The following is a 22233-nucleotide window of genomic DNA, read 5'->3' as shown; positions in this document are numbered from 1 at the left end:
TTTGCCGTTTTACCGGCACCATCATTGCTGATGGGTCGCTCACTCAAAAAACTGACAGGCCACTACTTTCGTAGCGCCTATTTCATTATTTCTTGTGAACATTTGATATATTTTAAGTATTACAGCAATCCGAAGATCGCTGCTGCACCTACATCAAATGCCCACACTTATCGACTGTTAATTGTTAAAGAACTGTATTCGGTACTGCTTTCGCGCTATCGACAAAGCGTTGTGTTTGTCAGCTGCGAAGAAGGAAGAGTATGAAGCAATTTGCTACGTCCGTCAACTCCTTCTTTTCCTCATCTCACTCGGCATTTGCATGCGTCGTTCAGCGAGGGGGCGAATTATAGCCGTGCCCTGCGCACCCCGCAAGCGCTATTTTTTTGCGCCAGATCAAAGGCAATAGGCCTGGCACCGCAATTGCTTATATGAACACATGCACCGACCACCGAGGGGAGCAACTCTGGGCCTGGCAGCAACACTGGGGATAGCCCGGTTCGCTTTGCTTTGCTCCCATCTGTGACAGGTGCTACATTATGGAACACTCTCGATATTCAAAAGAGCGCCGCAGTACAGGGCCCAACGGAGGCAACGAGATCATGTATCAACCGTCAGCTACTTACCGTAGCGCACCGTTTTCGTCCATCGCGGACGCGAACATTTTGCCGGCAGGACAAGACAACGTCCCCGTCATCATCGAAACTTCCCACCAGCGTTCCGTCGCCTTCGGCCTGTCGCCCACGGCCACGCCCGACTTCACGCCGGCCGGCAAATCCGATCTGTCCTTGCTGATCGAGCAAAACCGCATGTTGCACACGCACGCGCTGCCGGCCATGGAAACCCTGTACCAGCAAATCGTCAACACGCACAATATGGTGATTCTCACGGATGCCAACGGCGTGATCGTGCATTCGCTGGGCGACGATGATTTCCTGGAGAAAGCCAACCGGGTCGCCCTGCAGCCAGGCGTGGCATGGTCGGAACAGAGCCGCGGCACGAATGCCATCGGCACGGCCATCACGGAAAAAGTACCGACTTTGGTCCATGCGGACCAGCATTACCTGGCCGCCAATCATTTCCTGACGTGCTCCGCGGCACCAATTACCGACCACCGGGGCAACGTCATCGGCGTGCTGGACGTGTCCAGCGACCAGCGCAGTTTCCACAAGCATACGATGGCTCTCGTGCGCATGTCGGCGCTGATGATCGAAAACCAGTTGTTTTCCGCCACGTTCGAGGATGCCATCACCGTGCACTTCCATGCTCGCCCCGAATTCATCGGCACCTTAATGGAAGGCATCGCCTCGTTCACGCCGGGCGGACGGTTTTTATCCGCCAATAAAAACGGCTTGTTCCAGCTGGGCCTGTCATTTGCCGCCCTGCAATCACATACCTTCAGCTCCCTGTTCGGCTTGCCCGTGTCTGCCCTGTACGATCATTACCGCACGGCCGCGCCCGGTTTGCTGAACCTGTGCATGCACAGCGGCGTGCGCGTGTATGGGCGCGCGCAGTTGCGCCTGTCCAATAGCGTCTTCCAGCACGGCTTTACTGCCAGCACCGACCATAGCGATATCAACGCCGTGCCGGCACAGGTTCCCGCGTCCGCCAGCCATGCGGCCAACGCAGCGCGACGCCTGTCCGGCTTGCGCTACCTGCGCACGGGCGATCCGCAACTGGAACTGGTGATCGAAAAGGTCAACAAGGTGCTGGGGCGCGACATCCCCATCCTCGTCATGGGCGAAACGGGCACCGGCAAGGAATTGCTGGCGCAAGCCATCCACAACGACTCGCCACGGGCCATGGGACCGTTTATTGCCGTCAATTGCGCTTCCATCCCGGAAACCCTGATCGAATCCGAACTGTTCGGCTATGAAGACGGCGCCTTTACGGGCGCGCGCAAGAAAGGCGCGATCGGCAAGATCCTGCAAGCCAATGGCGGCACCCTGTTCCTCGATGAAATCGGCGACATGCCGTTTGGCTTGCAGGCGCGGCTGTTGCGCGTGTTGCAGGAACGCATGGTCACGCCCCTGGGCAGCAGCAAATCCATCACCGTCAACGTGGAACTCATTTGCGCCACGAATCACAACTTGCGCGAACGCATGGCCAAGGGACTGTTTCGCGAAGACTTGTATTACCGCCTGAATGGCCTGGTGGTAAAACTGCCGCCGCTGCGCGAACGCACGGACCTGGACACGGTCGTGAAAAAAATCCTCGCAACGGAAGCGCCCGACACGCGCTACACGGTGGCGCCGGACATCTTGCGCATGTTCCACCAGCATAAATGGCCTGGCAATTTCCGCCAGCTAACCAATCTCTTGCGCACGGCCATCGTCATGGCGGGCGACGAACATGAAATCTGTTTGCGCCACATGCCCGATGATTTCCTCGACGATATTGAGATAACGCAAGCGACTGCCGCCAGCGCCAGCACGGACCGCATGATCGCCGCCGGCGCCAACCTGGAAGAGATGGAGCAAAGCGTGATCCTCAAGTCGCTCGATGCCCACGGCGGCAACGTCTCGGCCACGGCTCGGGCCCTGGGCGTGTCGCGCAACACGATCTATCGCAAGGTGCCGCACCTGAAATAGCCTAGAGTAAATGGGAAAAGCCGGGCGACATTGCGCGCCGGCCCTGCTTGTCGATGGTCATCAGGTCGACGCCCTCCATGTGCGCGGCCATCGCATGCGCACGCGCCGCGCCCGTGACCATGAAGGTGGTCGACAAGCCATCGGCCAGCAAACCCGTGGGCGCCAGCACGGTCACGCTGGCCAGTTCACGCGGCGAATCGCCCTTCGATGGGTCGAAGATGTGGTGATGCACGAAATCGGGCGTGAACGTGCATTCGTAGTCGCCCGACGTGGCCACGCTGCGCCCCTCCACTTTCAAGGTGGCCGCCAGGATTTTAGCGTCGCGCGGATCCTGGATACCCAAGGTCCACGGGCGGCGCACGCCACGCTGCCCACGCGCAACGAATTCGCCCGTATCGAGCAGCGCGTGCCGTATGCCGCGCGCCTGCACGGCTGCCAGCGCCATGTCTGCCGCGTAGCCTTGCGCCAGGCCATTCAAGGTCAGTGCCATGCCCGGCTGCAGAAAACGCACTTCCCGACTATCCCACGCCAGTTGCCGCCAGCCTACCCGCGCCTGCGCCGCGCGGCGCAAGGTGTCCGTCGGCAAGCTTGCCTGGTCTGCCGCCGCGCGAAACAGCTGCCACAAAGGTTGCACCGTGATATCAAACGCCCCATCGCTCCATTGCGACAAGGCTTGCGCCTGCGCCAGCACGGCCAGCAAATGCGCATCCGGCCGGGCCAGGCGGCCGTCGCGGTTCAGCTGGAAGACTTGGCTGGTCGGGCTGTAAATGCTCATCAGGCGGTCGATATTCCTCGCCGCATGCAAGGCGTCCTCGATGGCCAGTTCGGCCTGGCGCTGATCGTGATGCAACACGGTGACGGCGATGGTCGTGCCAAACGCCAGCGCGGCCCCTCGGTAAGGGCGCACGCCGGACGCCGTGGCCGTGCCCCGCGCCATACTGCCCGGCAAAGACAAGCCCGCCATGCCGGCCACGCTGCCGATGGCGGCGGAAATAAACGTTCTACGCTGCATTGCTGCTCTCCTCTGGCGTGGCCCGGACGATGGGAATGGTACGGGCACGCTTGATTTCCAGCATCAAGGGCGCGCATTTTTCATCGCTGGCGTAAATCACCACGCAATCCATGCACTGGAAACACTCGCCATAATCGACTTTCCCGCCAGGCGCGATGGCGTGATGCTCGCAACGGTGGCGGCAAGTCTGGCAAGGCGTGCCGCACTCCTTGCGACGGGGAATCCAGTTGAACAGGCGAAAACGTCCCAGCAGCGCCAGCGCCGCGCCAAACGGACACAGGTAGCGGCAAAAGAATTTGTAGGAAACACTACTGAGCAACAGCAAGCCCGCGGCATACGCGACAAACGGCCAGGCCCGCACGAAATTCAGGGTAATCGCCGTCTTGAACGGTTCCAGTTCCACCAGCTTGTCCGTGATCTGGCTGGAAAATACGCTGCTGCCCAGAATGGCCGCCAGCAAGCCATACTTGATCCATTTCAGGCGCCCATCCAAGCGCGGCTTGATTTTCCATTGGGGCAAGCGCAGCCACTGGCCCAGCTTGCCCGTGAATTCCTGCAGGGCGCCAAACGGACACAGCCAGCCGCAAAACGTGCCGCGCCCCCAGATCAGCAGGCTGAGCAGCACAAACGCCCACAGGATCACCGTCATCGGATCGAACAGGAAAAAGCCCAGGCTGCGCCCGGCCAGCAGGGCCTGGATGACGCCCGTGATGTTGACGATCGACAACTGCCCCTGCGCGTAATAGCCGATGAAGCCGATGGTAAACAACAGGAACAGGCGACGGAACCAGACAAATTGGCGGCCATCGCGCACGAGGCGTTTCTGCCATGCCAATGCGCCGGCCAGCAGCGCCAGCCCGGCGAGCAACAGCAGCAACTCCGTCTTGCGCCCTTTCCACGTGCCGCGCCACGTGGCATCGTCGCCTTGCGGCGCCGTGTAAAAATCGGCCGGCAGGCGGTAATTGACATCCACATTGCGGGCAATGCGTTCCGGATACACGATGCCCTTGCTGCGCGTGATCGGCATGGTAAAAGCCAGCGGACTGGCCGCATCGAGCCCCGCCTGGCTGATGACGCGCAAGACGGCGACATTTTCCGTCGGCAACAGCGTCGTATCCGCCAATTGCAATTCCAGGTCCAGGTCGCGCATGTCGATGGGCAAGCCATCCTGCTTCAGCAATAGCCGGTCCGGCACGGTGCCGCGCACGAAATCGTCGCCCAGCACGCTGTAGCGACCGCGCGACATGACGAGGATGGCGTGGTCGCCTTCGTCCAGCCGGTTGCGCAATTTGTTCCAGCTGCGTTCCGTCAACAGATTGCGCCCCACGCTGGGCACGGACACATACGCCAGGTACAGGTCGATAAACACTTCATCCGGCGCGCGCGTGGCTTCCCCATCGAGGCCCGCACCGGGACTGCCGGCAAACAGGCTTTCAATCTCCTTGTTGCTCAACCGCACATGCTGGATCAAACCCTGCTTTAACATTTGCGCGACATCAAGCTTTTCGAACACGTCCATGCGGATGCGGGCGATCTGGTCCGGGTCACGGCCTTGCGCGAAGCCCAGTTTTTTGCGCGACACTTTCAAGGCCGACGCCAGCACGCTCTGGTTGATGATGCGCACAGAAGCCGTGGCCTTCGACACGCCATCGATATCGGCGTGCGTGGCGTCCGTGGCGCGTTTCTTCCTGGCATCGATAGCGATATTCTGCTTCAGCGACAGTCCCTGATACTGTTTGACGAACTGAAACAAGGGCGCTTCGCCCAGGCCATCGAGAAACACGGGTTCGTGCTGCGACAGCACGGCCACGTCGAGAAAACTCCCTTGGGGATTGATAGCGATCAATAAATTGACAGGAACGCCGGAAAAGCCGGGAATCGGCGCCAGGTCCACGGATTCAAATACGTAGCCGACCAGCTCCGTGGCCGTGGCGTTTTGCCGGAACAATGGCCAGACGGGCAAGTCGGTCTCCTTGTCGCCCACGACGATGGGAGCAGGAAAACGCCGCACCAGCTCGGCCTTCGCGAGCACGCCCGCCCACGCCTGTCCCAGGATAAACAGGAATAGCCAGCATCCGATGAACAACCGCATTATCCGCATGCACCACGCTCCGTGCGGCGCCTTGTCACAAGGCGCCGCGTTCGTTTATTAGAAGAAAATAATGCCGCCCAGGGACACGCCATTCATCTTCGCTTCGCCGCCCGTAAAGCCTTTCGAGCGCGTCTGGCCCAGTTCGCCCACCAGGGTGATCGCGCTGTTGAGCGAGTAATACGCGCCAAGGGTCAGGTTGGCGTTCGACTTCAAGCCGCCCGTGCCGGCCGTGTTGTCGTCGTTCTTGCTGATGCCGTAGGACAAGCCCAGTTTCAGCTTGTCTGTCGTCTTGTACGTGCCTTGCAACAGCCAGTTCTTCGACTTGGTATCGCCCTGGTCCGCATCGGACAGGATGCCCAGCCCCTTGCCACCCTGGAAGTTGACCAGCACGCCAGCCGGACCCATCTGGTACGAGCCGCCCACTTCCACGCCGCGCATGGTCAAGTCATCGACGCCCGGCGTTTTCGACGTGAATTTTTGCGACTTCACGCCCAGCCAGGCTTTCAAGCCTTCCTGCGCATACGTCAGCTGTGCCTGCACTTGCGGACTCGACTTCGAAGAATAGGTCGAGCCGGCAACAATCGGCGTATCGGAGACGGGGCTGACCAGCGCCACGTCGGCGCCAAAGCCGCCCGACTTCGGCGAGCTGTACATGATCTGGCCATAGTTGCCCAGATAGGTATAGCCGGCGCCGATATGGCCCAGGGTCACCCGGCCCCGCTGCGTCGCCTGCACGGGTGCGCCCGAGCCCAGCAAGGTCATGTCGGACAAAATCGCATTCGCGCCGAAGATGCCGTAGTCGCGGCCCAGCTTGAAGGTACCCATGTGTTCATTGCCAAACGTAAAGAAAGCCTGACGCACATCGACCACGCTGTTCTGGCTGATGGCGCTGTCCGTGGCCGTCGAGTTGTAGATGCCGATCAAGGCTTTCACGTCGTATTCGCCCAGCCGCGAGCTTGCCGAGGTGATCAAGCCATTCGGCAGCAAGCCGTTGCCGATGGTCGTACGGTCTTTCTCACCGCCGCAACCGAGCGCCTGGCCGCCCAGCGCCAGCCCGCCCACCGCATCGCCCGAACACGACACTTGCGTGTAGTAAGCGTTGACGATGCCGCCCACCGACACGGTCCAGTCGCCAGCCTTGATATCGACGGCGTGTGCCTGTCCCACCGCTGCGATCGTCATGACACCCAGGCTCCCCAGCTTGATCAATGTATTCATTGCTTCTCCTCTTTCTTCTCTGTTTTTAGTGTGCACACCAGTGATTGATGTACCTCAAGCTTTGGCAATAAGCGTGCCCAGCGCGACCCAGAGGGAGAAAGAGAAAGTACGTATTTGACTTGTGCAGCGGCGGATCAATCGCCACTGCCGGTGTTCATTTTTTGACCGCAAGCAGGCATATCGGGCATCCAGGTAAACAAAAAACTGACGGCCTGGGCCGTCAGCAAAAAGAAAACACCCGGCGGACAGGGAGACACCCATCCGAGTGGCCCGGATGCTTCACCCCGTTACTTCGATGCCAGCTTGAAGACCCACACGGAACCGCCCTGTTCCAGGAAGTTGACCTTCTTCGCCACCTCGCCGCCCCACAGCGGCACGGCGCCACCCCAGCCGGAAACGACGGCCACATATTGCGTGTCGCCATCCTGCCAGGTGACGGGCGGCGCCACGACGCCAGAGCCCGTCTGGAATTTCCACAATTCCTTGCCCGTCTTCGCGTCGACGGCTTTCAGGAAGCCTTCCGGCGTGCCGTAGAACACCAGGTTGCCGGCCGTACTCATCACGCCACCCCACAGCGGCGCGTTGTTCTTGATTTCCCAGACGATCTTGCCCGTCTTCGGATCGACGGCGCGCATGGCGCCGATGTAGTCGTCAAACAGGGGCTTGATGGTGAAACCCGCGCCGAGGAAGGCGCCGCCCTTCTTGTAGCTGATCGGCTCGTTCCAGATATCCATGCCCCATTCATTCGCGGGAACGTAGAACAGCTTGGTTTGCGGCGAGTACGCCATCGGCATCTGGTTTTTGGCGCCAAGGAAAGCGGGCGCGGCAAACACGGTCGTGCCCTTCTTGCCTTCCTCTCCCTTGGTCGGGTCGCCAGGGCGGCCGGCGGCAATGAAATTCGGCCGGCCCGTCTTCAGGTCGATGCTGCTGGCCCAGGTGATTTTCTTCACGAATGGAAAGGCGTTCTGCAGCTTGCCCGTGTTGGCGTCGATCACATAGAAGAAACCGTTGCGGTCGGCCTTGCCGCCGTAGCGCTTGCCATCCATGTCGAAGGTGACGAACTCGTTGGCGCCGTCGAAATCCCAGGCATCGTTCGGCGTATTCTGATACGCCCACTTGATCTGCCCCGTTTTCACGTCCAGCGCCACGGTGGATGACGAGTACAGGTTGTCGCCGGGACGCAAGTGGCTGTTCCACGGCGCCGGGTTGCCCGTGCCAAAGTAGGCGAGCTTGGTTTGCGGATCGTAGGTGCCGCCCATCCAGGTCGAGGCGCCGCCCGTTTTCCACAGGTCGCCCGGCCACGTCTTGTTCGCAGTGCCGGACACGCCGTTGTCGATGGCCTTGCCATCCTTGTCGTAGCGGTGGCCCATATGGCCTTCCACCGTCGGACGGCTCCACACGAGGTCGCCCGTCATCGGATTGCGCGCTTCGACCCGACCCACGATGCCGAATTCCCCGCCCGACACGCCCGTCAGCAGCAAGCCTTCGGCGATCAGCGGCGCGGCCGTCATCGAGTAGCCGGCCGCGTAATCGTCCACTTTTTCCTTCCAGACGATCTTGCCCGTGTTCTGGTCCAGCGCCACCAGGTAGGCGTCCAGGGTACCGAAGATCACCAGATTGCCATACAGGGCCGCGCCGCGGTTGACCACGTCGCAGCACGGCATGATGCCGTCCGGCAAGCGATGCTCATATTTCCACAGCTTGGCACCCGTTTTCAGGTCGACGGCAAAGATGCGCGAATAAGATGCCGTGACGAACATCTTGCCGTTGTGAATCAACGGCTGCGATTCCTGGCCCCGCTGCTTTTCGCCGCCGAACGAAAACGACCACGCCGGCACCAGCTTGGCCACGGTCTTGTCATTGATCTGCGTCAACGGCGAATAGCGCTGGCCTTGCGTGCCCATGCCAAACGACAGGACGCTGGCCGGATTCTTCGCCGTGCTGTCGAGCATGGCATTGGTGACATTGCCCACGTCGGCCGCCTGGGCCAGCGATGCCAAACCCAAACCGATGAGTATCCCCATGATTTTTTTCTGCACAATCATCTCCCTCTGTTTTATTAGTATGTGTGTATCAAGTCTTGCGGTGCTCATGCGGCTGGGCATGCAACAGCGCGCACTCTTCATCGGTGAACAGGCGCGAGCGCGTCAAAAAGCGCTTGCCCGTGCCGTTGTCGAGTGAAAACATGCCGCCATTGCCATCGACCACATCGATAATCAACTGGGTATGCTCCCAGTACTCGAATTGCTCGAGTCCCATGTAGAACGGTGTGCCATTCAAATTGCCGAGATAAATGTCGGTGTCGCTGACATCGAACTCGCCCAGCGCGTAGCACATGGGCGCACTGCCGTCGCAGCAGCCGCCCGACTGGAAAAACATCAGCGGGCCGTGACGCTGGCGCAACTTGTCCATCATTTCCAGCGCCGCATCGGTGGCGACCACCCGGGCAATTGCTGCACTCATGGCATCCCTTTCTGCGCGCCGCGCCCGGACAGCAAGCGCGGCGCCTGTTGCCGGTTTAGAAGAAGCCCAGCGCTTTCGGGCTATAGCTCACCAGCAAGTTCTTCGTTTGCTGGTAATGGTCGAGCATCATCTTGTGGTTTTCGCGGCCGATACCCGATTGCTTGTAGCCGCCGAACGCGGCATGGGCCGGATACAGGTGGTAGCAATTGGTCCACACGCGGCCCGCCTGGATGGCACGTCCCATGCGGAAGGCACGGGAACCGTCGCGCGTCCACAGGCCGGCGCCCAGGCCGTACAAGGTATCGTTGGCAATCGCCAGCGCGTCGGCCTCATCCTTGAAGGTGGTCACGGACACGACCGGTCCGAAGATCTCTTCCTGGAAGATGCGCATCTTGTTATTGCCCTTGAACACGGTCGGACGCACGTAATAGCCGCCTTCCAGGTCGCCCGCCTGCGTGTTGCGCTCGCCGCCGGCCAGCACTTCCGCGCCTTCCTGGCGGCCGATGTCGAGGTAGGACAGGATTTTCTCCAGCTGCTCCTGCGACGCCTGGGCGCCGATCATGGTGGCGGAGTCGAGCGGATTGCCCTGCTTGATGGCGGCCACGCGCTTCAAGGCCCGTTCGATGAATTTTTCGTAGATCGACTCCTGGATCAGTACGCGCGACGGGCAGGTGCACACTTCGCCTTGATTCAGCGCAAACATCGCAAAACCTTCCAGGCACTTGTCGAAATAATCATCATCCGCATCCATCACGTCTTCAAAGAAGATGTTCGGCGACTTGCCGCCCAGTTCCAGCGTGACGGGAATCAGGTTTTGCGCCGCATAGCCCATGATCAGACGGCCCGTGCCCGTTTCGCCCGTAAAGGCGATCTTGGCGATGCGCTTGCTCGACGCCAGCGGCTTGCCCGCTTCCAGGCCGAAACCGTTGATGATGTTCAGCACGCCCGGCGGCAGCAGGTCGCCGATCAGCTCGATCAACACCATGATGGAAGCCGGGGTTTGCTCGGCCGGTTTCAAGACAACGCAATTGCCTGCCGCCAGGGCTGGCGCCAGTTTCCACACGGCCATCAGGATCGGGAAATTCCACGGGATGATCTGGCCCACGACGCCCAGCGGCTCATGGTAATGGTAGGCATAGGTTTCCGCATCGATTTGCGCGACGGAACCTTCCTGGGCGCGGATGCAGCCGGCGAAGTAACGGAAATGGTCGATGGCCAGCGGAATGTCGGCATTCATCGTTTCGCGGATCGGCTTGCCGTTGTCGATGGTTTCCGCCGTGGCGATCAGGCTCAGGTTCTGTTCGATGCGGTCGGCGATGCGGTTCAGGATATTGGCGCGCTCGGCAGGCGAAGTCTTGCCCCAGGCATCCTTGGCGGCGTGCGCGGCGTCCAGCGCCAGCTCGACGTCTTCCGTCGTGGAACGGGCGATTTCGCAAAACGGCAAGCCCGTGATCGGCGTGATGTTAGGAAAGTATTCACCTTTTACTGGTGCAACGAATTTGCCGCCGATGTAATTGTCATAGCGTTGTTTGAAGGGATTGGCTACGCCCAGTTTGCTGATGTCTGCGAGATTCATGTCGTCCTCTATCGGGTTAATTAGAATGGAAATACTTAATTAAAATCAAACGTCCTGGTACAGATGGGGTGAGTACACGGAGTCTTCCGCAAATGCCGTGCCAGCTCGCCGTCCCACTACAAACTTAGCCGGTTTTACCCTCGTTACAAGGGCGTGGCGTCAATCCCGGCCCGCTTTTCAGCGCATGCCCCGGACTTGGGTGGGGGCGTGGCTCTGTTTGCGTTTTGAACAAGGTGGCAGCATCCTGTTCCAATCCGGGCCAGCCCTGCTGTGCCGCCACGCCGCCGCTGCACAATGGAACAGGTGTACCAGACTGGAACACCTGCGCCTGTGCCATGAAGGAATCAACGAATCACCACGCCCCATGGCAATTCACCCACGGCAATATCGGCCACCTTGCGCGCGCTGGCCGTGTCGATGACGGATACGCTGTTCGAGCGGCCATTGGCCACGTACAGCTTGGCGCCGTCCGGCGTGATGGCCATGTTCCACGGGCGCTTGCCGACGCCAATCGTGGCCGTGACCTGATTGCTGGCCGTGTCGATCACCATCACCGTACCGTCGATGCCGTTCGAGACATACACTTGCTTGCCGCCGGGATGGACGGCGATGCCATTGGCATTCTTGCCCGCTGGAATGGTGGCAATCGCCTTGCGCGCGGCCATGTCGATCACGTAGACGGCATTGACCAGTTCGCACGCCACGTAGGCGCGGCCCGAGTCCGGGCTGAAACCGATGCCGCGCGGACGCAGCCCCACGGCGATGGAAGCGACTTGGCGGCGTTGCGCCACATCAATGACATCGACTTGCTCCGCCTCTTCCGCGCTGACCAGCAGCCAGCGCCCATCCGGGCTGAAGACGGCATGTTCCGGGTTGCGTCCCTGCACCTTGATATCGGCGAGCAAGGTACCTGTCTGGCCATCGAGCAAGGCCACGCTATTGTTTTCCTCGACGGCAACGGCCACGTGACTACCGTCTTGCGAGGCGCTGACGCCTTCGGGCGACTTGCCCAGCGCCACCGTGCGCACGGGCGCGCCGCCAGCGTTGTCGATCAGCAGCAAAGCGCTGCTGGCGGCGTCCGTGACAAACAATTGCCGCCCAGTGGGGTCGGCGGCGATGCCGCGCGGACGCTTGCCTGCGGCGATCTGGCGCACCACCTGGTCGGTCGCCGTGTCGATCACGCTCAAGGTGCCCGACTTTTCGTTGGGAACATAGGCAAATGGAGCGGCCTGGACAGCGGTGCTGGCGAGCGCCGGCAGCAGCCAGCACACCTGGCGCAAGCGCGAGAAGAAGTTGGGCATAATCACCTTTTCAATGGCAAAACGAGGGGAAAGCGCGCCGCATCGGCGCCTCTGACAATGACCGTATGCAAACGCCGTGCCACTGACACGCGTATAATTTCAGCCCACCAATGGAGACATGGCAGGCATATTGCTTGATACACCTACGCAGACCTGTACCGCGCACGCGATCAAGCAGGCTTTTATTCACATTGGAGAATCCGCATGCAGCATCGTTTCCGCCTGAACACCATCGCCAGCCTGTTTGTCGCCGGCAGCGCCACCCTCGCCCCTCACGTCTTTGCCGCCGAGGCAGCTGACCCGGCCAATGGGCAATTCATGGATACGGTGGTCGTCAGCGGCAGCCGCATCGCCCACCCCAGCCAGGAAGTGCCGGCCTCGATCGACGTGGTCGACAGCGCCCGCATCCAGGATGGCCAAATCCGCGTCAACGCGTCGGAAGCGCTGGCCGCCGTGCCGGGCCTGGTCGTGCAAAACCGCCAGAACTACGCGCAAGACTTGCAAATCTCGTCGCGCGGCTTCGGCGCCCGCTCGGCCTTCGGCGTGCGCGGCGTCAAATTGATCAGCGATGGCATTCCCGCCAGCATGCCGGACGGCCAGGGCCAGGCCGCCACTTTCAATCTCGATACGGCCGAGCGTATCGAAGTGCTGCGCGGACCGTTTTCTGCCATCTACGGCAACCATTCGGGCGGCGTGATCCAGCTGTTTTCCAAGGATGGACAAAATCCCCCTTCCGTCGAGCTGAATGTGACGGGCGGCAGCTACGGCACCAGCAAGGTAGACTTGACGGCGCAGGGTCAGGCGGGCGGCATCGGCTACGTGCTCGACGGCTCGCGCTTCCGCACGGACGGCTTCCGCGACCACAGCGCCGCCACGCGCGAACAAGCGTTCGGCAAGATCACCGTCAAGCCCACCGCGGACAGCAAGCTGACCATCGTCGCCAACAGCCTGCATCAAGGCAACACGCAAGATCCCCTGGGCGTCACCTGGCCCACGTTTGCCGCCAACCCGCGCGCCGGCGAAATCGACACGACGGACACGCAGAACCCGAAACGCACCCTGGCCGAGCGCTACAACACGCGCAAGAGCATCGATCACCAGCAGATCGGCGCCACTTATGAACAGTCGTTCGGCGATGACCGACTGCACGTGATGGTGTATGGCGGCAACCGCGACGTGATCCAGTACCAGGCGTTTACCAAGGGATTCCAGGCGCCGCCTAGCCATTCGGGCGGCGTGGTCGATTTCCAGCGCCAATTCTATGGCATCGACACCAACTGGCTGCACGTGAACCAGCTGGCCGGAGGCAAGCTGAGCACGACTATCGGCATCGACTATGGCCGCTCCAGCGACGACCGCACCGGCTATGAAAATTTCATTGGCAATAGCTTTGGCGTAAAAGGCAAGCTGCGCCGCGACGAGCAGAATGTCGTCTCCAGCCTCGATCCGTATATCCAGGCGGAATGGCAAGGCGGCCCGTGGCTGCTCAGCGCAGGTGTGCGCTACAGCAAGATGAAAGTGGCTGTCGACGACCATTTCCTCAGCAACGGCAACGATAGCGGCAGCCTGGAGTTCAGCCACACGACGCCCGTGCTGGGCCTGCTGTATAAACTGACGCCGAACGTCAACGTCTACGCCAGCGCCGCGCGCGGTTTCGAGGCCCCAACCTTGAACGAACTGTTTTACTCGGGCACGGGCGGCGGCTTCAATTTCAACTTGAAGCCGGCCACCAGCACCAACCTGGAAGCGGGTATCAAGGCCAGGATCGCCAACAACACGCACGTGAATGCGGCCTTGTTCCAGATCAAGACCAACGACGAACTGGTGGTCGACAAGTCCAGCGGCGGGCGCACCAGCTATCGCAATGCGGGTAAAACCTTGCGCCAGGGCATGGAAGTGTCGCTGGATTCGAACCTGCCATACGGCTTCACGACCAAAGTGGCGCTGACCAGCCTGCATGCCGTGTATGACCAGGCATTTGGCGGCGTGCGCGAAGGCAGCCGCTTGCCGGGTGTACCCAGCGCTAACCTGTTCGCTGAACTGGCCTGGAAAGATACGTTCGACCGTTTTGGCGCAGCGCTGGAAAGCGTGGCCAGCAACCAGGTCTACGCGGAAGACAGCAACATCGAAAAACCGGCGCCCGGCTACACGGTATTCAATGCGCGCGTCAACGCCAGGCAAAACGTGGGCAATTGGCGCTTCAAGGAGTTTGCCCGCCTGAACAATCTTTTCGACAAGACCTACGTGGGTTCCGTCATCGTTGGCGATAGCAACAAGCGCTACTATGAAGCGGCGCCGGGACGTAATTGGTTGCTGGGCGTTAGCGCCCAATATAGTTTCTAAAACTAAAAAGCCCGCGCCTCTTCCGATGCGCGGGCTTTATTGTCATTCAACATGGCCTGCTACGGCCGTGCTTCCTTCACGCCATATTTCTCGAAGATGGCTTTCAATTCGCCGCTGGCAGCCATCTCATTCATGGCTGCCTGCAGCAACTTGCCCACGTCGAGCTGCTGGCGGCTGACGGCCAGGCCCACGGCCCAGCCCGCACGCGGCAGGCGAGCAAACGCCACTTCGCTCATGGGGAAAGCGGGATCGCTTTTCAGCACCGATTCGATTTCCGAACGGTTGGCCAGCACGGCGTCGAGCTTGCCCGCCTGCAATTGCTGCAAGGCTTCGGCGGCCGTATCGAAGATGCGTACGTCGTCGCGGTACTTGCCATTGTCTTCGCCCAGCATCAGCATGGCCGCGATCGACACCTTTTCCACGCCGATGCGCTTGCCGGCCAGCGAGGCGACGCCATCGAATTGCGGCACGGCTTGCGCACTGCGCGCCAGGCGCACGGTTTCCACATAGTATGGCGCGAAGATCTCGACCTTGTCGTTGTCCGCCATCAACTTCTTGTCGACCGGCACATGCAACATCACATCGGCGGGGCCGTAACCGAGGTAATGTCCCTTCCACACCATATTGCGCAAATCGTCGTTGAGGTTTTCGCCGGCGGGAAATGGCAACAAGCTCAGTTTCAGCCCCAGCTTTTTCGCCAGCGCTTCGGCAATATCGATATCGATGCCCGTACCCTTGTCGGAAAACGGCGCGAATTCGTTGTACACAGCCACTTTCAGGCTGCCCGACTGCTGCACCTTTTGCCAGTCGGCGCGCGCCGGCGCGGCGGCGCACAGCGCCAGGCAAGCGAGCAAGATCATCGCGCGCGCGCCCCGGAATTGAAATGAACGCATGGGACTCCTTCGTGATCAGTTCGACTTAATTCGATTCGCGGCGCGTTTCCAGATAGGTCTTGATGGCCCACATGGCTTCCTGGTTGAACACGCCTTCGAACGGCGGCATGTACACGGCCCCATTGCGCACTTTACCGTGGCGGATGGTGGTCAGGTAGTAATTGTCCGTTTCCTTGTAGCACGCCTGTTTCTTTGTCTCATTCTTGATACCGAAACAATCGCGGTCCAGCTGGCGCAAGTCCGGCGCGATGCCGCCCGAGATGGCTTCGATGCCGTGGCAGCGGGCGCAATTCTGGTTGTAGGCCGAGGTGCCCACTGTCAAGGCCAGTTTGTTGCCCCGATACGGGTTTTGCTCGAGCCATTTGTCGCCCACCTTGGGCAAGCCCGTGGTGTCGACGCCTTGCGGCGTGACATTGCCGTGCGCATAGGCATGCGGCAAGGTCAGCAGGGAAGTGAGGGCAACGGCGCCGGCCGCCGCCACGCCGAGCAGGGTACGAATGGAATAGGTCATGCTGGTCTCCTTGGTTTTTTAGTCAATACCAAAGAAGAGCAAATGCCATGCCATGCACATATGCCCCACATCCGGCCGGCCATGTATCAATTTGGAACAGCTGCAACACGTGGTTGTGTCACCACGCGCCTCAGGCGGCGGCCACCGTGCAGATGCTGCCGCGCGCCTGCTGCTCGAAAGTGATACGCACGGGCAAAAATCGGGCAATCACCTCCGCATTCGTCAGCGCATGCTGCGACACCTTGTTGCAGCTGAAGGTACCGCCGCCCGCCAGCGCCATGGGCAGCAAGAGCTGGTCGGCCAGATGCTCGCCGACGGCCGCGTCCGTCTTGAGATAGGCGCGCACCTCGTTCAACAGGCGCTTGGCCACGGACTCGGCCAGCAAGGACTTTTCGCCGAACGAAGTAAACACTTCCGTGACATGCTCATGCTCCAGGGTCAGCAGCAGGACGTTGCCCGGCCCCTGCTCCGCCGGCAAGCCGACGAGGCGCAGTTGCTTGCCGCTCCAGCCCATGCCGCTGGCGACACGCTCGAGCTCGCGCTGCGCCACCTGCACATGCACGCCCGCCACCACGCTTTCCGCATACCCCGCCTTCCGTTCGCCGCGCTGCAGCAGTTGAATCGGCTGCAAGCGCCGGCACGGTTGCACGGTGGCCGTCACCTCGCCGCCGCCCGCAGGATGAAAGCCGTAGCGTTGCAGCGCGATCTCCACCTCGGCGCCCATCTGCTGCAGGATGCGGCCATACGCGCGCTGCAAAAAATGCACGGGCGGTGCCATGGCATTGTGCGTGCCGCCAGTGACGCGCACGGTGGATGGCCCATCCGCATGCAGCAGGGCCGGCAGCAAGGTTTGCAGCACCAGGGTGCAGCTGCCGGCGCTGCCGATGGCAAAGCGGTAATCGCCGCCGCGCAGGGGGCCGGGAACGAATTCCAGGCTCGACGCGCGCAGCGCCACCGGCGTCGTGCGCGCCCCGCAAATGGCGGTTGCCGCCTGCACGGCCAGCAGATGCTGGCGCAGCAAGCCGGGCTTTTCCCGCCCCGCGCGAATGTTAATCAGGCGAAACGGTTGCCCCGTGATCATCGACAGGCTCAGCGCCGAACGCAAAATCTGTCCGCCGCCTTCGCCTTGCGCTCCATCTATTTCTATCATCTCTCTTATCCTTTGACGCAGACGACCTGCTTCAAGATATGCACGACATCGACCAGCTCGCGCTGCGCCAGCATCACCGCATCGATATCCTTGTAAGCCATCGGGATTTCATCAATGACGTTTTCATCCTTGCGGCATTCCACGCCTTCGGTGGCGCGGATCTGGTCATCCAGGTTGAAGCGCCGCTTCGCTTCCGTGCGGCTCATCGTGCGTCCCGCACCGTGGCTGCAGCTATGGAAACTCTCCGCATTGCCCTTGCCGCGCACGATAAAACTCTTCGCGCCCATGGAGCCGGGAATGATCCCCAGTTCGCCCGCACGGGCCGACACAGCACCTTTGCGCGTGATCAATACATCCTTGCCGAAGTGGTGCTCCTTCTGCACATAGTTATGGTGGCAGTTGACGGCCTCCACGTGCGTCTGGAACGGTTTATGGATGACCGTGCGCACGGCGGCGATCAGGTTCTGCATCATCACTTCGCGGTTGTTGCGGGCGAAACGCTGGGCCCAGCCCACCGCTTCCACGTAATCATCGTAATGCTGCGTTCCCTCGGCCAGGTAAGCCAAATCCTGGTCGGGCAGGTTGATGAAGTGGGTGCGCATATCCTGCTTGGCCAGTTCGATGAAATGGGTGCCGATGGCATTGCCCACGCCGCGCGAACCGGAATGCAGCATGAACCATACGGAACCCTGCTCGTCGAGGCACACTTCGACGAAGTGGTTGCCGCTACCCAAGGTTCCCAGGTGGCGGTAATTGTTCGTATTTTTCAGCTTTGGCGTTTTCAGGCAGATCGCATCGAATTCATCCTTCAATTGCAGCCACGCGGCATCGACCACCGAGGGCGGCGTATGCCAGGAACCTTCGTCGCGACCGCGGTGGCCGCGCGTCTTCGGCGACATCCCGTGCGGAATGGCGCGTTCGATGGCGCTGCGCAGCGGTCCCAGGTTATCGGGCAGATCGTTCGCCGTCAGCGTGGTTTTCGCCGCCATCATGCCGCAGCCGATATCCACGCCCACGGCCGCCGGAATCACGGCGCCCAGGGTGGGAATCACGCTGCCGATGGTCGACCCCTTACCCAGGTGGACGTCGGGCATGACGGCGATATGCTTGTAAATGAACGGCAGGGTCGCCGTGTTGCGCAATTGTTTTTTAGCCGCTTCTTCGACAGGCACGCCACGCGTCCACATTTTCACTGGACGGCTGCCTTCGGTATGCAGGACTTCGTATTCTTCGTTTTTCATCGCTATCTCTTCTTCTATTGTATAGGGGGTGATGACCAGGGTTGGTGAAACAGTTGCCGACGCATCGGCCCAGGATGTAGTTCCACCGGCATTCATCAGTACGACAACCCGACAAGGGGGGACAGGATTTCTGGCAGACGCACTGCGCCTGCCAGGCCGGTCTGACGCGGCTGATCGATGTAATCCTGTCGGCATTCGGGGTACTACGGCGCATGACAAGCGTGGACAGGACGCCTGTTATGTAGTCCTGTCCGCATTCATGCGCTTTGCTTCAACAACCTGGTGCTGCGATATCGATGGCGGCGATTTCTCCCACCCAGTGGGCGGGATCCAGCCGGCCGGCGGCAAAGGCGGCGATGATCTTGAAGACGTCGTCGGAAAAACCGCCGATATTCAGAATATCCTCGCGCTCCATCGCCTGCGTGGTGGCATGCGGCGCAATATCGATGCATACCAGCTTTGCTTGCGGATTGCGCTGTTTGAAGACATCCCACTGTCCCATCGTCGCCGTGGCGCCGCTGCGTTTGGCGTCGATCCACGATTCGTTATCGGACACATAAATCACCAGGTCGGCCAGCTCCTTCTTGCTGTTCATGCGCAGCAGCGGCGCGCTGCAATTGGTACCGCCGCCACCGATGGCTGCCAGCCTGGCCGCGTTGCTCATCACGCTATCATCCGCGCCGAGTCCGCACTGCACCACGCTGTGCTCGAACGGCAGCACCATGGCATCCGGATTCTTGCGCAGCATGGCCGCCGCCACCAGCGCCGCCACATCGATGCAGCGCACGCTGGACGTGGCGCTGCCGCGAAAACCGCTGACGGGCGAGGACATCGAACCGGAAACGTCGGGGCACACCACCACCTTGCCAGCGATCTGCGGCACGTTCAGCAGCGATATTTCCAGCGCCTGTTCCAGCGCTTCGCGCACGATGGCCGGCACGCTCTCGCCGGCCGCCATGCAAGCCGACATCAGCTGGTACGGAAACACCCGTGCCCGACCAATCGCCTCGGGATCGCGCAGCTTGGCGGCGATCAGCTCCGGCATGCCGGCTATCGCATACACGCCGTGGCGGCCAAAGGTATTCAGATTCATGCGCACCATCTGCCAGCTGCCCTGGCGGGCGATCTGCGCCCAATCCTGTGCGCTCAAGGGCAGCGCCGTCAGCATCTGGAAGGGCACGTCCGGTATCGTTTGCGCTGGATCAAGCTTGTAAGCTTCGAACGCGGCCAGCGCCGGCGGCAAGGCCGCGGCATCGTACGGCTTGCCGATCAGCCAGGCGAAGAAAGCCGCGCGCCACGCTTCCTGCGGTTTCGGATGCACCATCTTGACCACGTCGGCCAGCGATGGCGCATTGCCCACGGCCGCGGCCAGCAAGGCTTGTTCCGACGCGCCGTTCAGCCATGCCTGCACCAGTTTTTTCGGACGCGATCCCAGCGACTTGCGGCCGATGGCGCCCGAACGCATGATCTGCACGAAGTTGCGCAGCATCTTGCCGTTGTTAATCACACGCTGAAAGGCCGGCGCGCATTCCGCGGCGCCCTGCCCCGCCAGCATGGCCACCAGCAAGGCCGGCATGTCTTTCATGTAGCCCCGTTCGCGGCAGTACACGGCCGTCTGCGCGATGAAGGCCGGCTCGACCGCCAGGCACAGCTCGCGTACTTTCGCCAGTTGCGCTTCGGCGCTGGCATAAAACGTCGTATTCAGGCAGCCGGTGGCCGCGTACTGCGCCAGCTGATGCCGGGGCGTCAGCGCGTAGGCGGGTGCGCCTTCGGCATTGCGTGCCAGCGCCGCTGGCATGGTTGCTGTCTGTTGCGCGCTCTGGAATAACTGGGCGTTGGCCATTTTTCGTTCCTCTCTGCTCTCTACGTTTATCTCGTTGGTATTTCCTCTATTGCAAGCGCTGTGCCAGCTTTCAATATTTCCTCAAAAATCTCCATAACCAATTGATTTAATTGAATAATATTTTCATGCAGGCTTTACCTTGAACATATCTATGCAACCGCGATTTGGAATACAATTATCTTTTCAGATAAATTTTTATCCCATATATGCAAGCAAAACGCACCGTCGTCATCGGTTTTCTCGGCACGCAGCTCGACAATGGCAGGGGAGCTGCACGCTGGGAAAAGTGGCGTCCCAGCATCGCCCTGACCCAGCACGAGGACAAGATCATCGACCGCTTCGAGTTGCTGTACGCGGGCAGCCAGTTTGACAACCTGGTACGCCAGGTGTCGCAGGATATTGCCAGCGTCTCGCCCGAAACCAGGCTAATCTCCCATGAACTGCCTATCAGCGATGCCTGGGACTTCGAAAATGTGTATGGCGCGCTCTACGACTTTGCCAATAGCTACCCCTTCGATCCGGACAAGGAAGACTATTGGATTCACATCACCACCGGCAGCCACGTGGTGCAGATATGTATGTTCCTGATGACGGAAGCGCGCTATTTTCCTGGCCGTCTCGTGCAAACGTCGCCGCCGAAGCGCCAGGCCACCGGCAATCCCGGCAGTTACGCATTGATCGACCTCGATCTGTCGCGCTACGACCAGATTGCCCAGCGTTTTACGCGCGAGCAGGCCGAAGGCGTGGCCTTCCTGAAGTCCGGCATCGCCACGCGCAATGCGAAGTTCAACGGCATGATCGATGAAATCGAGCGCGTCGCCATCAAATCGAAAGCCCCCATGCTGCTGATGGGACCTACCGGCGCCGGCAAATCCTTCCTCGCGCGCCGCGTGTATGAACTGAAAAAATCGCGCCACCAGATCGACGGAAAATTCATCGACCTCAATTGCGCCACATTGCATGGCGATGGCGCAGCCTCCACCTTGTTCGGCCATATCAAGGGCTCCTTCACAGGCGCAGGCTCGGATCGTCCAGGCTTGCTGCGCAGCGCGCACAAGGGACTGCTGTTTCTCGATGAAATCGGCGAACTGGGACTCGACGAGCAGGCGATGCTGCTGAAAGCTATTGAAGAAAAGCGCTTCTTTCCCGTCGGTGCCGATACGGAGGTGCAGAGCGACTTCCAGCTGATCGCCGGCACCAACCGCGACCTGGGCAAAGAAGTGATGACCGGCCGCTTCCGCGAAGACCTGTATGCGCGCATCAACCTGTGGACGTACGAATTGCCGGGGCTGGCGCAGCGGCCGGAAGACATCGAACCGAACCTGGAATACCTGCTGACACAATACAGCGCGGAAACGGGCGAACGCGTACGCTTCAACAAGGAGGCGCACGAGCGTTTCATGCGTTTCGCCACCCTGCCCACCTCGGTATGGAAGGGTAATTTCCGCGATTTATCCGCCGCTGTCACGCGCCTGGCCACCCTGTCGGAAGCGGGCCGTATCACGGATGCTGTCGTCGATGAGGAAATCCGGCGCTTGAAGCGGATGTGGCAGCATCATGACAAACCTGCCGGCGGCACGGAAATCGACCTGGCCGATATCATGGGAAGCGAGGCAGCCACGCAGCTCGACCTGTTTGATGCGCTGCAGCTGCAGGCAGTGATCAAGATTTGCCGGCAATCGAACAATATGTCCGATGCCGGCCGTACCCTGTATGCCGTATCGCGCGCGGCGAAAGCTAAACCCAACGATGCCGACAGGCTCAAAAAATACCTGGCCCGCTTTGACCTTGATTGGGATAGAGTCTGCCAACTTAATTAAATGAAAAAGGCAGCGCGCAGCGCTGCTTTTTTATGCCTGTCTGCTGAAAAAAAAACCGTCAGACGTAAAAAAACCCCAACCGGATCACCGGAAGGGGTTTTTTCGCATAACAAGCCTGACGATAACCTACTTTCACACTGGTTGCAGCACTATCATCGGCGCAAAGTTGTTTCACGGTCCTG

17 protein-coding genes are annotated in these 22233 nt (G+C 60.5%); 5 read left to right on the top strand and 12 right to left on the bottom strand.

Annotated features, from left to right (window positions below; genetic code table 11):
• Window positions 1-264 (top strand): hypothetical protein (locus O0879_RS28415; protein WP_289920010.1); only part of this gene is annotated, 264 nt, incomplete at its 5' end.
• A gap of 335 nt (window positions 265-599) precedes the next feature.
• The gene (locus O0879_RS28410; RefSeq protein ID WP_289920009.1) at window positions 600-2588 is read left to right on the top strand and encodes a sigma-54-dependent Fis family transcriptional regulator; all 1989 of its coding nucleotides are present in this window, start codon (window positions 600-602) and stop codon (window positions 2586-2588) included.
• Window position 2589: 1 nt separating this feature from the next.
• On the opposite strand, the gene O0879_RS28405 is transcribed toward O0879_RS28410, so the two are convergent.
• The 7 genes from O0879_RS28405 to O0879_RS28375 all read right to left on the bottom strand — a co-directional run bounded on the left by O0879_RS28405 (window position 2590) and on the right by O0879_RS28375 (window position 12250).
• Window positions 2590-3600 carry an FAD:protein FMN transferase gene (locus O0879_RS28405; protein ID WP_289920007.1) on the bottom strand — a complete coding sequence of 337 codons (1011 nt, stop codon included), beginning with the start codon at window positions 3598-3600 and terminating at the stop codon, window positions 2590-2592.
• On the bottom strand, window positions 3590-5692 hold the full coding sequence (locus O0879_RS28400; RefSeq protein WP_289920005.1) for a 4Fe-4S binding protein: 2103 nt from the start codon (window positions 5690-5692) through the stop codon (window positions 3590-3592). The genes O0879_RS28405 and O0879_RS28400 overlap by 11 nt, the downstream gene beginning before the upstream one ends.
• Window positions 5693-5749: 57 nt before the next feature.
• Entirely contained in the window at window positions 5750-6910 is a 1161-nt protein-coding gene (locus tag O0879_RS28395; RefSeq protein WP_289920003.1) for a porin, read from the bottom strand.
• 287 nt (window positions 6911-7197) lie between these two features.
• Window positions 7198-8934, bottom strand: coding sequence for a PQQ-dependent methanol/ethanol family dehydrogenase (locus O0879_RS28390; protein ID WP_251351978.1), 1737 nt, complete (start codon window positions 8932-8934; stop codon window positions 7198-7200).
• Between the two features lie 49 nt (window positions 8935-8983).
• On the bottom strand, window positions 8984-9373 hold the full coding sequence (locus O0879_RS28385; protein ID WP_034756816.1) for a DUF779 domain-containing protein: 390 nt from the start codon (window positions 9371-9373) through the stop codon (window positions 8984-8986).
• 55 nt (window positions 9374-9428) lie between these two features.
• Window positions 9429-10949, bottom strand: a complete 1521-nt coding sequence (gene adh, locus O0879_RS28380) for an aldehyde dehydrogenase (RefSeq protein WP_070280828.1) — start codon at window positions 10947-10949, stop codon at window positions 9429-9431.
• Window positions 10950-11293: 344 nt separating this feature from the next.
• Window positions 11294-12250, bottom strand: coding sequence for a beta-propeller fold lactonase family protein (locus O0879_RS28375; protein ID WP_289900647.1), 957 nt, complete (start codon window positions 12248-12250; stop codon window positions 11294-11296).
• Window positions 12251-12454: 204 nt separating this feature from the next.
• On the opposite strand from O0879_RS28375, the gene O0879_RS28370 reads away from it, so the two are divergent.
• Window positions 12455-14593: a TonB-dependent receptor gene (locus O0879_RS28370; RefSeq protein ID WP_289920001.1), complete on the top strand. Its 2139-nt coding sequence runs from the start codon at window positions 12455-12457 to the stop codon at window positions 14591-14593.
• A gap of 59 nt (window positions 14594-14652) precedes the next feature.
• Here the strand turns inward: O0879_RS28370 and O0879_RS28365 are convergent, their stop codons facing one another.
• The 5 genes from O0879_RS28365 to O0879_RS28345 form a co-directional block, all read right to left on the bottom strand.
• On the bottom strand, window positions 14653-15486 hold the full coding sequence (locus tag O0879_RS28365) for a transporter substrate-binding domain-containing protein (RefSeq protein WP_289919999.1): 834 nt from the start codon (window positions 15484-15486) through the stop codon (window positions 14653-14655).
• A 25-nt stretch (window positions 15487-15511) separates the two neighbouring features.
• On the bottom strand, window positions 15512-15997 hold the full coding sequence (gene pedF / locus O0879_RS28360) for a cytochrome c-550 PedF (RefSeq protein WP_035824926.1): 486 nt from the start codon (window positions 15995-15997) through the stop codon (window positions 15512-15514).
• 130 nt (window positions 15998-16127) lie between these two features.
• Window positions 16128-17147, bottom strand: coding sequence for an RNA 3'-terminal phosphate cyclase (gene rtcA / locus O0879_RS28355; protein ID WP_289919998.1), 1020 nt, complete (start codon window positions 17145-17147; stop codon window positions 16128-16130).
• A 5-nt stretch (window positions 17148-17152) separates the two neighbouring features.
• The gene (locus O0879_RS28350) at window positions 17153-18388 is read right to left on the bottom strand and encodes an RtcB family protein (protein WP_289907496.1); all 1236 of its coding nucleotides are present in this window, start codon (window positions 18386-18388) and stop codon (window positions 17153-17155) included.
• Between the two features lie 271 nt (window positions 18389-18659).
• A complete protein-coding gene (locus O0879_RS28345; protein ID WP_289919996.1) occupies window positions 18660-20231 on the bottom strand; it encodes an RNA-binding protein in 1572 nt (523 codons plus the stop codon).
• 206 nt (window positions 20232-20437) lie between these two features.
• Between O0879_RS28345 and rtcR the strand changes: the two genes are divergently transcribed.
• Entirely contained in the window at window positions 20438-22051 is a 1614-nt protein-coding gene (gene rtcR, locus O0879_RS28340; protein ID WP_289919994.1) for an RNA repair transcriptional activator RtcR, read from the top strand.
• The coding region (locus O0879_RS28335) for a hypothetical protein (protein ID WP_289919992.1) at window positions 22052-22233 on the top strand (182 nt) is incomplete at its 3' end.

It is taken from the genome of Janthinobacterium sp. SUN120 (assembly GCF_030397735.1).
In the GTDB taxonomy this organism is placed as follows: domain Bacteria; phylum Pseudomonadota; class Gammaproteobacteria; order Burkholderiales; family Burkholderiaceae_D; genus Janthinobacterium; species Janthinobacterium kumbetense.
Note: the sequence above shows the minus strand (reverse complement) of the source record. Positions and strands in the feature narration are given on the sequence as shown.